At 63.7% G+C, this 10,130-nt stretch carries 9 protein-coding genes; 5 read left to right on the top strand and 4 right to left on the bottom strand.

Going from position 1 to position 10,130, the window contains the following annotated elements; genetic code table 11:
- The first annotated feature begins 98 nt into the window (after window positions 1–98).
- Window positions 99–1,301, top strand: coding sequence for a pyridoxal phosphate-dependent aminotransferase (locus NKJ08_RS09245; protein WP_352523283.1), 1,203 nt, complete (start codon window positions 99–101; stop codon window positions 1,299–1,301).
- 61 nt (window positions 1,302–1,362) lie between these two features.
- On the opposite strand, the gene NKJ08_RS09250 is transcribed toward NKJ08_RS09245, so the two are convergent.
- Both NKJ08_RS09250 and NKJ08_RS09255 read right to left on the bottom strand, forming a co-directional pair.
- A complete protein-coding gene (locus tag NKJ08_RS09250) occupies window positions 1,363–1,758 on the bottom strand; it encodes a (R)-mandelonitrile lyase (protein WP_352523282.1) in 396 nt (131 codons plus the stop codon).
- A gap of 63 nt (window positions 1,759–1,821) precedes the next feature.
- The gene (locus NKJ08_RS09255; RefSeq protein WP_352523281.1) at window positions 1,822–2,421 is read right to left on the bottom strand and encodes a methyltransferase family protein; all 600 of its coding nucleotides are present in this window, start codon (window positions 2,419–2,421) and stop codon (window positions 1,822–1,824) included.
- A gap of 144 nt (window positions 2,422–2,565) precedes the next feature.
- Between NKJ08_RS09255 and NKJ08_RS09260 the strand changes: the two genes are divergently transcribed.
- From NKJ08_RS09260 to NKJ08_RS09270, 3 genes are all read left to right on the top strand, one after another.
- Complete coding sequence (locus NKJ08_RS09260; protein ID WP_352776692.1) at window positions 2,566–3,432, top strand: alpha/beta fold hydrolase; 867 nt, start codon at window positions 2,566–2,568, stop codon at window positions 3,430–3,432.
- Between the two features lie 156 nt (window positions 3,433–3,588).
- On the top strand, window positions 3,589–5,640 hold the full coding sequence (locus tag NKJ08_RS09265) for an elongation factor G (RefSeq protein WP_352523278.1): 2,052 nt from the start codon (window positions 3,589–3,591) through the stop codon (window positions 5,638–5,640).
- Window positions 5,641–6,475: 835 nt separating this feature from the next.
- The gene (locus tag NKJ08_RS09270; RefSeq protein ID WP_352523276.1) at window positions 6,476–6,973 is read left to right on the top strand and encodes a methyltransferase family protein; all 498 of its coding nucleotides are present in this window, start codon (window positions 6,476–6,478) and stop codon (window positions 6,971–6,973) included.
- Window positions 6,974–7,142: 169 nt separating this feature from the next.
- Here NKJ08_RS09270 and NKJ08_RS09275 read toward each other — a convergent pair whose 3' ends face one another.
- Together NKJ08_RS09275 and trxB are read right to left on the bottom strand one after the other, a co-directional pair.
- On the bottom strand, window positions 7,143–8,039 hold the full coding sequence (locus NKJ08_RS09275) for a LysR family transcriptional regulator (RefSeq protein WP_352523275.1): 897 nt from the start codon (window positions 8,037–8,039) through the stop codon (window positions 7,143–7,145).
- A gap of 98 nt (window positions 8,040–8,137) precedes the next feature.
- Window positions 8,138–9,112 carry a thioredoxin-disulfide reductase gene (gene trxB / locus NKJ08_RS09280; protein ID WP_352523274.1) on the bottom strand — a complete coding sequence of 325 codons (975 nt, stop codon included), beginning with the start codon at window positions 9,110–9,112 and terminating at the stop codon, window positions 8,138–8,140.
- Between the two features lie 254 nt (window positions 9,113–9,366).
- Here trxB and NKJ08_RS09285 point away from each other — a divergent pair, with 254 nt between their 5' ends.
- Window positions 9,367–9,843 (top strand): Lrp/AsnC family transcriptional regulator, encoded by a 477-nt coding sequence (locus tag NKJ08_RS09285; RefSeq protein WP_352506729.1) that lies wholly within the window; start codon window positions 9,367–9,369, stop codon window positions 9,841–9,843.
- Window positions 9,844–10,130: the final 287 nt, after the last annotated feature.

The following is a 10,130-nucleotide window of genomic DNA, read 5'->3' on the forward strand; positions in this document are numbered from 1 at the left end:
GACAATGCTTGCGCCCGGGCTTGCGCTTGACAAGATGATACGACATGAGAGGCGCCGCGGCGCCTTCGCCGCGCCGGTCCTTTCTGGAGATACCTGTCATGGCCTTTCTTGCCGACGCCCTGTCCCGCGTGAAGCCTTCCGCGACCATCGCGGTGACGCAGAAAGCGCGCGAGCTGAAAAACGCCGGCCGGGACGTGATCGGGCTGGGCGCCGGCGAACCGGACTTCGACACGCCCGACAATATCAAGAACGCCGCAATCGAGGCCATCCGCCGCGGTGAGACGAAATATCCGCCGGTATCCGGCATCGTGTCGCTGCGCGAGGCGATCGCGAAAAAGTTCAAGCGCGAGAATAATCTCGACTACCGGCCGGAGCAGACCATCGTCGGCACCGGCGGCAAGCAGATCCTGTTCAACGCCTTCATGGCGACGCTGAACCCCGGCGACGAGGTGATCATCCCGCGGCCCTATTGGGTGAGTTATCCCGAAATGGTGGCGATCTGCGGCGGCACGTCGGCCTTTGCCGACACCTCCATCGACAACGGCTTCAAGCTGACCCCGGCGGCGCTGGAGAAGGCGATCACGCCGCGCACCAAATGGCTGTTGATGAACTCGCCGTCCAATCCGTCGGGCGCCGCCTATGCCGAAGCGGAGCTCAAGGGCCTGGCCGACGTGCTGTTGAGACATCCCCATGTCTGGGTGCTGACCGACGACATGTACGAGCATCTGATCTATGGCGACTTCGTCTTCAAGACCATCGCCGAGGTCGAGCCGAAACTCTATGAGCGCACGCTGACTATGAACGGGGTGTCGAAGGCCTATGCCATGACTGGCTGGCGCATCGGCTATGCGGCAGGCCCGGTGCCGCTGATCAAGGCGATGGACATGATCCAGGGCCAGCAGACCTCCGGCGCCTGCACCATCGCCCAATGGGCGGCGGTCGAAGCGCTGAACGGGCCGCAGGATTTCATCCCGAAGAACAAGGCGATCTTCCAGGGCCGGCGCGATCTCGTCGTCTCGATGCTCAACCAGGCGCGCGGCATCACCTGCCCGTCGCCGGAGGGTGCGTTCTACGTCTATCCCTCCTGTGCCCAGCTGATCGGCAGGAAGACCAAGAGCGGCAAGGTGATCGACGGCGACGAAACCTTCTGCTCGGAACTGCTCGATGCCGAGGGCGTGGCGGTTGTTTTCGGCTCGGCCTTTGGCCTCGGCCCGAACTTCCGCATCTCCTACGCCACGTCGGAGGCATTGCTCGAAGAGGCCTGCACGCGCATCCAGCGTTTCACCGCCTCGCTGATCTGATCGGGCATATTGCTGCCAAAGAAAAACCCGGCGCAAGCCGGGTTTTTCAGCCCAGAACCTTTCAGCCGCCATACTGCTCGTCGTTCACCTTCTCCAGCCAGTCGACATGCACACCCTCGAGCGCTTCCTGCATGGCGATATGCGTCATCGCCGATTTGGGCGCGGCGCCGTGCCAGTGCTTTTCGCCGGCCGCGAAGGAGACGACGTCGCCGGCCCGGATCTCCTGTATCGGCCCGCCCCAGCTTTGCGCGAGGCCGGCGCCGGACGTGACATAGAGCGTCTGGCCGAGCGGATGCGTGTGCCAGTGGGTGCGGGCGCCGGGCTCGAAGCTGACCGTGGTGGCCCTGAGCCGCGCCGGCGCTTCCTTCTCGATGATCGGCGTCTGCAACACCCGGCCGGTGAAGTATTTGTCCGGCGCAATGATCGTCGGCACGCTGCCGCAGGCAATGATCTTCATCGTCGCAAATCCTCGCTCTAGTTCTAATGTGGTGGGCGGTCCGGCAACGGCCGTTCCTTCTGTCTAGACCCTACCACTTTCGTCCGATGCCGGCTGCATGCCCTGCCGGCCGCGGACAAGGCGCGGCCAAAACAGGCCGGTGCGTCCGCGGTAGGCGTTGTAGGCACCGGCCAGCCTTGTCCGCGAAAATTTTCGCTCTTCGTCCAATGCTGCGATCGCGTAGATCGCAACGATGCCGGCGACCGGCACCACCGCCCAGACCGACCAGGTCGCGATACCCCACCCTATCCAGAAGATGATGTAGGACGTGTAGAACGGATGGCGGACGTGGAAATACGGGCCTTCGGTCACCAGGCTGTCGGGAGTTTCGGGGTCGAATGCGAAACGCAGCCGCGCCTTGCGGGAGACCGAGATCGCCCACCAGAACAGCGCCGAGCTTGCCAGCTCGATGGCGAGCCCGCCGATCTTCGCCGTCCCCGGCTGCCGCTCGATCCACAGGAGCGCAAGAAAGAACAGCGCCGTGCCGACGACGACAGCCGAAATGACCATGGCGCCTGGAGACATGGTCGGCGACTGGAAATGCGCGCGCATGGACCAGGCATATTGGCCGAGCGTGGCGATGCTGCTGATCGAGACGAGAAGGTCGAGAGTGGATTCCATCATCAGGGTCCCGGGGTTAGCTGTGGTGGATTCGCTGCATCATACCCGGCAGAAGCCGAGAAATCATTTCTTAACCACCACTCTAAACAACATGGTGACCTCGGCATGCAATGTTGACGTTGAGACAATTCGAAGGTCCAACACGCTATGGCCGTTTCCCATCGCACGATCCGCACACCGCAAGCGGATTTGCGCCTCAGCCAGTCGTCGGGACCCGGCGTCCCGCTTGTCCTGATCCATGGGTCGGGCAGTTCGCGCGCCGTATTCGCCCGTCAGTTCGACAGCCCCTTGGCCGCTGCCCATCGGTTGATTGCCTTCGACCTGCCCGGTCACGGAGAATCGTCGGACGCCCGCGATCCGGCGACGGACTACACCATCGCCGGTCTTGCCCAATCGGCGGCTCAGCTTCTCGATGGCTTGGGGATCGACCGCGCCGTCGTCTTCGGCTGGTCGCTCGGCGGACACGTGGCGATCGAGCTCGCGAGTCTCCACCCGGCGGTCGGCGGACTGATGCTGACCGGCGCACCGCCGGTATCGAAGGGCCCTTTCGGCATGCTGCGCGGCTTCCATGCTCATTGGGATATGCTGCTGGCCTCCAAGAAGACGTATTCCGAACGCGATGCCGAGCGCTTCGAAACGCTCTGCTTCGGCGACACCGCCGACCCGTCGTTCCGCAAAACCATCCTGCGCACCGACGGCCGGCTGCGCGCCGCGGTGACGCGCGGCATGCTCACCGGCAAGGGCGCCGACCAGAGACAGGTGGTCGAGCAAGCCGCGTTTCCGGTCGCCATCGTCAATGGCGAGAACGACCCGTTCGTCCGGCTCGGCTATTTTGAAACGCTCGCCTGCGGCTCGTTGTGGGAGCAGTGCCACATTATTTCCGGTGCCGGGCATGCGCCTTTCTGGGAGCGTGCGGACCTGTTCAATCCGTTGCTCGCGCGCTTTGCCGAGGCGGTCGTGGCGCAGCGCGTGGACGGAACTCCGCTGGCGTCGCGCCAAGCCGGCACCGGCTGAACCCGGCCCCCGAACTTCAACCTCAAATCCCTTGCCCTCCCGGCCTGCCCGTGGGACGATGCCGCTTGGGTAGGTGGCAAATTGAAAAAAGCCTCGCCCGCGACGGCCGACAGGCCGGCCGCCGCTCACAGGGAAACGCCTGAGTGGAGGTCAGCCATGGGTACTCGCGCCGGAGGACGACGCACGGGACCGAAATGCATTGCCATAGTCGGTCCCTTCGCAAGCGGTAAGACGACACTTCTCGAAGCCATACTTGCCCGTACAGGCGCCATTCCCCGCCAGAATCCCGTTTCGTCGGGAAATACCGTTTCCGATCATTCGCCCGAGGCGCGCGCTCATGCCATGAGCGTCGAGGCGACCTTCGCCACCACCGAATTCATGGGCGAGCCGTTCACCTTCGTCGATTGCCCCGGCTCCATCGAATTCTCCTTCGAAGCCGAGCCGGTGCTGGCCGCCTGCGATGTCGCCGTGGTCGTCGCCGAAGCCGACGAGAAGAAGATCCCTGCCCTGCAGCTGATCATCCGCAAGCTCGACGATCTCGGCGTGCCGCGCATCCTGTTCCTGAACAAGGTCGACAAGGCGATATCCGGAGTGCGCGACACGCTGAAGATGCTGCAGCCGGCGAGCTCGGTGCCTCTGCTGCTGCGCCAGATCCCGCTGCGCAAGGACGGCGTCGTTATCGGCTCGATCGACCTCGCTTTGGAGCGGGCCTACATCTATCGCGAATATGCCGAGAGCGAGGTCGCCCAGATCCCGAGCGACGACAAGGCGCGCGAGCTCGAGGCGCGCTTTTCCATGCTGGAGACGCTCGCCGACCATGACGACCAGCTGATGGAGCAATTGCTGGACGAGATCGAACCGCCGAAGGATGCGATCTTCGACGATCTCGCCGCCGACCTGCGCGACGGCACGGTGACGCCGGTGCTGATCGGCACCGCCGAGAAGGGCAATGGCGTGCTGCGCCTGTTGAAGGCGATCCGTCACGACGCACCCAATATAGAGGCGACACGCAAGCGCCTCGGCGCTTCCGATGGCGATGCCACCGCAGTCCAGGTGATGAAGACCATCCACACCCCGCATGGCGGCAAGCTGTCGGTATCGCGCATCCTGTCCGGCCAGGTCGCCGATGCCGCCGAGCTGTTCCTTTCCAGCGGCGAAACGGCAAAGGTCTCCGGCATCTACAAGATGCTCGGCAAGGACCAGTTCAAGCTGAGTTCGGCCAAGGCCGGCGACACGGTCGCGCTCGGCAAGCTGGACGCCGTCAGGACGGGCCAGACGCTGAGCTCGACCAAGGGCGGCATCAAGCCGCTGGCCACGCTGGCACCGCCGCAACCGGTCTTCGCCTTCGCGCTGCGGCCGAAAGAGCGCAAGGACGAGGTGAAGATGTCGGCGGCCATCCAGCGCCTGGCCGAGGAAGATCCCTCGCTCAACCTGCATCACAACCAGGATTCCGCCGAAACCGTGCTGTCCGGGCATGGCGAGATGCATCTGCGCGTCGTGCGCGAGCGGCTGGAAGGCAAGAACCAGATCCCGGTCGAAGGCCATGTGCCGGCCGTGCCCTACCGCGAGACGATCCGCAAAGCGACGCAGCAGCGCGGCCGCCACAAGAAACAATCGGGTGGCCACGGCCAGTTCGGCGACGTGGTGATCGAGATCAAACCGCTGCCGCGCGGTTCAGGCTTCCAGTTCACCGATACGATCACCGGCGGCGTCGTGCCGAAGACCTACATCCAGTCGGTCGAGACCGGCGTGCGCGATTACCTGAAATCCGGCCCGCTCGGCTTCCCGGTCGTCGATGTTGCCGTCAACCTTTCCGACGGCTCCTACCATGCGGTCGATTCCTCCGACATGGCCTTCCAGATGGCGGCGAAGCTGGCGATGAAGGAAGGCATGGCCGCGTGCTCGCCGGTATTGCTTGAGCCGGTGATGAAGGTCGAGATCGTCACGCCGTCCGACGCGACGTCGAAGATCATCGCGCTGATCCCGCAGCGGCGCGGCCAGATCCTCGGCTACGACGCGCGGCCCGGTTGGCCCGGATGGGACGTCGTCGAGGCGACCATGCCGCAAGCCGAGATCGGCGACCTCATCATCGAGCTGCGCTCGGCCACGGCGGGTGTCGCCAGCTACCGGGCCGTCTTCGACCACATGGCCGAACTCACCGGCCGGTTGGCCGACGAAGCGCTGAACGCCAACGGCAAGGCCGCCTGAAACAGCAGCTGGCCGCCAGGGTACAAGGAAACGGCGCCCGGATCATGGGGGCGCCGTTTCATTGCGGACCGTCTTCGTGGGAGGCGAAACGGCAGGTCCGCCGCATGCTTGCCGCCGGTGCTTGGCGGAGGAAGGTTCGGACGCGGTAGCCGCCTGAGCCCGGGTCGTCCGAGTGATGCCCCCATCCCCCGGACGAGCCACACCGCGTCCTATGCTCTGCTTAGTCGATTTGGCGCGCCTGCGGCATGTTACCCGAGGTTACATGTCACTGTTACGCGCCAGTTCCGGCCAATTTTCCGTCGATGCGGCTTGATTTCAGGCAACAAAAAAGCCGGATCAATGAAGACCCGGCTGAGTTTGATTGGAAGTGCCTGTTAAGGCTAACCTCCAGAGGGGAACACTCGAGAGCGCTAATGGGAGGAGAACGCGCTCAGGAGATGATCTATATATCTGCTCTTCATGCCCAAGAAACAAGCATCTATTTTGCAACACACACATGCAAAAAGGCGCCGGCTGTGGTCTAATCCGTCCCGAAGCGCAATAGGACCAGTTGAATCGCCGAAATGCGGCGTGCGGCAAGGCAAAAATCGATCCGTAGCCGCGAAACAGCAGCGATTCTTGCTCGGAAGAGCGAAAAACGCAGGATGACGTGGAATCGGGCAGCACGCGTTTATTTTTGCGGCAGCCTGACCGTGCTGGTGCATGTCGCCCAAAAGCCCGCCCTCGGGCTTGACCCGAGGGTGCAGCGGTTTGGGATAACGACATGCACAAGAATAAAGCCTGGAGCGCGTCGCAAGAGACCGTTCAAGGGTGCGCTTTGGGTAAGGAGACCTCCATGCGGGCCGTTTCGGCGATCGCCGGCAGCGCTCTGTTCCTTGTTGCGGCGCCCGGCGTTGTCGCCGGACTGCTGCCTTGGCTGCTGACCGATCGCTATCGCCTGCCCTGGTCGAGCCTGCCCGGTTTCGTTCCGGTCGGCTGGCTGCTGGTTATCGCCGGCACAGCCGTACTGCTGCACGCCTTCGCCCGGTTTGCCGTGGAGGGTTTGGGCACGCCCGCCCCGGTCGCGCCGACCGAGAGGCTGGTCGTCGGCGGCATCTACCGCCACGTCCGCAACCCGATGTATGTCGCTGTGCTGTCGATCATCCTCGGCCAGGCGCTGCTGTTTTCGAGCTGGACGGTGGCCGCCTATCTAGTCATCGCCGCGGCCGCCATGATCTCCTTCGTCAAGTTGCATGAGGAGCCGACGCTTGCCCGCCGCTACGGCGCCGAATACGAGGCCTACCGTCGCGCCGTGCCCGGCTGGCTGCCCCGCCTGACGCCTTGGCGTGGATGACTCGGGAAATGGAGCGGCGCCGTCTCAGGGTGTGTTGAGATTCAGGTCAGGCCGAGCCGAGAAAGGTGGGTTCCGAGAACCGGAACGGAGCGTACTTTTGGGTACGTGAGTACCGGAAGCGGAGGAAGCCGCCGTTCGCAGGCCGGCCTCACCTGAATATCGACATACCCTAGAACGACCAGCTTCGGGCCTTGGCGATGATGAAATCGCGAAAGACATGCAGCTTCGCCTGGTTCTTCATCGCGTCGGGATAGGCGAAATAGGTGTCGAAGGACGGCACTTCGGTCTCGGGCAGCAACTGCACCAGCCCGGAATCCTTGCTGACCACGTAATCGGGCAGCATCGCGATGCCGGCACCGCCCTGCACCGCCCGCTTGATCGACAATATGTCGTTGATCTGCAGCGTCGGCACCCTTTGCCCGCCTTCGAAATCGCCGACCGTCTCCAGCCAGTTCAGTTCCGACAGATGCGCCGGCACCGGCACGCCGAAGGTGACGATGCGATGGGCCTTCAGCTCGGCGATGGAATTCGGCTTGCCGTATTTGTTCACATAGGAGGGCGCCGCGTAGAGATGGAAATGCACGGTGAACAGGCGGCGCTGGATGAGGTCGGGCTGCTGCGGCTGGCGCAGCCGGATGGCACAGTCGGCCTGGCGCATGGTGAGGTCGAGCTCCTCATTGGCCAGGATGAGCTGCAGGCTGATCTCGGGATAGAGCTCGATGAACTCCTGTACGCGCTCGGTCAGCCAGCCGGCGCCGAGGCCGACCGTGGTCGTCACCCTGAGCACGCCGGAGGGCCGGTCCTTGGTTTCGGTCAGCCGCGACTTGATGGTTTCGAGCTTCATCAGCACGTCGTGCGCCGTGCGGAACAGCATCTCACCCTGCTCGGTCAGCACCAGGCCGCGGGCGTGGCGGTTGAACAGCGGCACGCCGACGTCATGCTCGAGAGCGCTGACCTGCCGCGAGATCGCCGATTGCGACAAATGCAGGGTTTCCGCAGCATGGGTGAACGACCCCGCTTCCGCTGCGGCGTGAAACACGCGTAGCTTGTCCCAATCCAACGCCATGATTTCCCCTCGTCCTGTTTTCTGGCGTCCGCCTGTTTTTGGCGTCTGAATGAAAAATCAGGCTTTTGCGCGGCTTTTCTCAGCCGCTTGTTCAACAATCACTCCGCCGCTTCGCGGTGAACCTCGATCCCGGCGAGATATTTTTCCGCCTCGAGCGCGGCCATGCAGCCGAGCCCGGCCGCCGTCACCGCCTGACGGTAGATATCGTCGGTCACGTCGCCGGCGGCGAACACGCCCGGCATGTCGGTGCGGGTCGAATCCGGCGCCGTCCACAGATAACCGTTCGGCTTCTGCTTCAGCTTGCCGGCAAACAGCTCGACCGCCGGCGCATGGCCGATCGCCACGAACACGCCGTCGACCACCAGATGCATCTCCTGGCCGGTCACCACATTGCGCAGCTTCAGCCCTTCGATCGACGGCGGCAGCGGCGCCTTGCCGGGCCGGCCGGTGATCTCATCGACCACCGTGTCCCAGATGACGCGGACATTTTCTTTCTGGAGCAGCCGCTCGCGCAGGATGCGCTCGGCGCGGAAATCGCTGCGCCGGTGAATGACGGTGACGCTCTTGGCCAGGTTGGAAAGATAGAGCGCTTCCTCCACCGCCGAATTGCCGCCGCCGATCACCGCGACATCCTTGCCGCGATAGAAGAAACCGTCGCAGGTGGCGCAGGCCGAGACGCCAAACCCCATGAAGGTGTGTTCGCTCGGGATGCCCAGCCACTTCGCCTGCGCGCCGGTGGCGATGATCAGCGCATCGGCGGTATAGGTCGTGCCGGAATCGCCCTTGGCGCGGAACGGCCGCACGTTCAGGTCGACCTCGGTGATGATGTCGTTGACGATGTCGGTGCCGACATGCTCGGCCTGCTTGAGCATTTCGCTCATCAGCCATGGACCCTGGATCGGGTCGGCGAAGCCCGGATAATTTTCAACGTCGGTGGTGATCATCAGCTGTCCGCCCTGCTGCAGGCCGGCGACCAGCATCGGCTTGAGCATGGCGCGGGCGGCATAGATCGCCGCCGTATAGCCGGCAGGGCCGGAGCCGATGATGAGAACAGGCGCGTGCTTGGTGATCATGAAAAGCCTCTGCGGGGAGCAGCCGTGGATTGCGGCATGAACTCTCGTCGATTGTTGCGCGTAATGTAAGTGTTGCCTGCGATGCCAGCAAGGCAAGTTGCCGTTCGTCCCCGGAAAGCTTTGGCGCGACGGTGGCGGCAAGCAACCCGCGGCAAGACGATGCGAAAATCCTCGATCCACCGGATGGAATGGACAGCAAAGTCGTTTAACTACAAAGTCGCGAAAGATTCTTTCGCGTGACCACGGAAGCTGCCATGCCGATCAAGGCCGATCTCGATGCCATCGACTGGAAGATCCTGCGCGAGCTTCAGCAGGACGGGCGTATGACCAATGTCGAACTGTCGAGCCGCGTCGGCATTTCGGCGCCGCCATGCCTGCGCCGCGTCAGGCGGCTGGAGGAGGCCGGCGTCATCCGCGGCTATCGCGCTCTGCTCAATGCGCCGGCGCTCGGCCTCGACGTCGTCGCCTTCTGCCTGATCGGCCTGCATCATCAGGCCGACGCCGAGCTCAAGACCTTCGCCGAGCGCACCCGCGGCTGGCCGATCGTGCGCGATGCCTGGATGGTGTCGGGCGAGTCCGACTTCCTGCTGCATTGCGTGGCAAGCGACCTCGGTACCTTCCAGACCTTCGTCATCGAGGAACTGGCCTCGGCACCCAATGTCGACACTGTGCGAACCGCGCTGACCATCCGCCGGGTCAAGGACGAAGGCCTGGTGGCGTTTTCGGCTTAAGTGGGTACGATCCCAGGCAAAGCGCCTGAGAAATAAAAAACCCGCCTCGGCGGCGGGTCGTCGGCGCGAATCAGCACCATAGCTAGATTAGTAGCATAGCTGCCGGCACAAAGCAAGAACAAAGTTGCCGGCCTTCATTCCAGCTTGGGTTCCTCGCCCCACGAAAGTGGGGAGAGGTGGCTCGGCAAAGCCGAGACGGAGAGGGGAACCGCGCTCTACGAAAGCCCCTCTCCGGGGGGGGGGGGGGGCGCCCGGACCCCCCGCGAGGTTGAAAAAAAAACCACCAC

Source organism: Mesorhizobium sp. M0244 (assembly GCF_040321795.1).
Classification (GTDB): domain Bacteria; phylum Pseudomonadota; class Alphaproteobacteria; order Rhizobiales; family Rhizobiaceae; genus Mesorhizobium.

Excerpts from the sequence above, each read along its gene's own strand:
- NKJ08_RS09245 (WP_352523283.1), top strand. The coding sequence starts at position 99 with ATGGCCTTTCTTGCCGACGCCCTGTCCCGCGTGAAGCCTTCCGCGACC.
- NKJ08_RS09250 (WP_352523282.1), bottom strand. The coding sequence starts at position 1,758 with ATGAAGATCATTGCCTGCGGCAGCGTGCCGACGATCATTGCGCCGGAC.
- NKJ08_RS09255 (WP_352523281.1), bottom strand. The coding sequence starts at position 2,421 with ATGATGGAATCCACTCTCGACCTTCTCGTCTCGATCAGCAGCATCGCC.
- NKJ08_RS09260 (WP_352776692.1), top strand. The coding sequence starts at position 2,566 with ATGGCCGTTTCCCATCGCACGATCCGCACACCGCAAGCGGATTTGCGC.
- NKJ08_RS09265 (WP_352523278.1), top strand. The coding sequence starts at position 3,589 with ATGGGTACTCGCGCCGGAGGACGACGCACGGGACCGAAATGCATTGCC.
- NKJ08_RS09270 (WP_352523276.1), top strand. The coding sequence starts at position 6,476 with ATGCGGGCCGTTTCGGCGATCGCCGGCAGCGCTCTGTTCCTTGTTGCG.
- NKJ08_RS09275 (WP_352523275.1), bottom strand. The coding sequence starts at position 8,039 with ATGGCGTTGGATTGGGACAAGCTACGCGTGTTTCACGCCGCAGCGGAA.
- trxB (WP_352523274.1), bottom strand. The coding sequence starts at position 9,112 with ATGATCACCAAGCACGCGCCTGTTCTCATCATCGGCTCCGGCCCTGCC.
- NKJ08_RS09285 (WP_352506729.1), top strand. The coding sequence starts at position 9,367 with ATGCCGATCAAGGCCGATCTCGATGCCATCGACTGGAAGATCCTGCGC.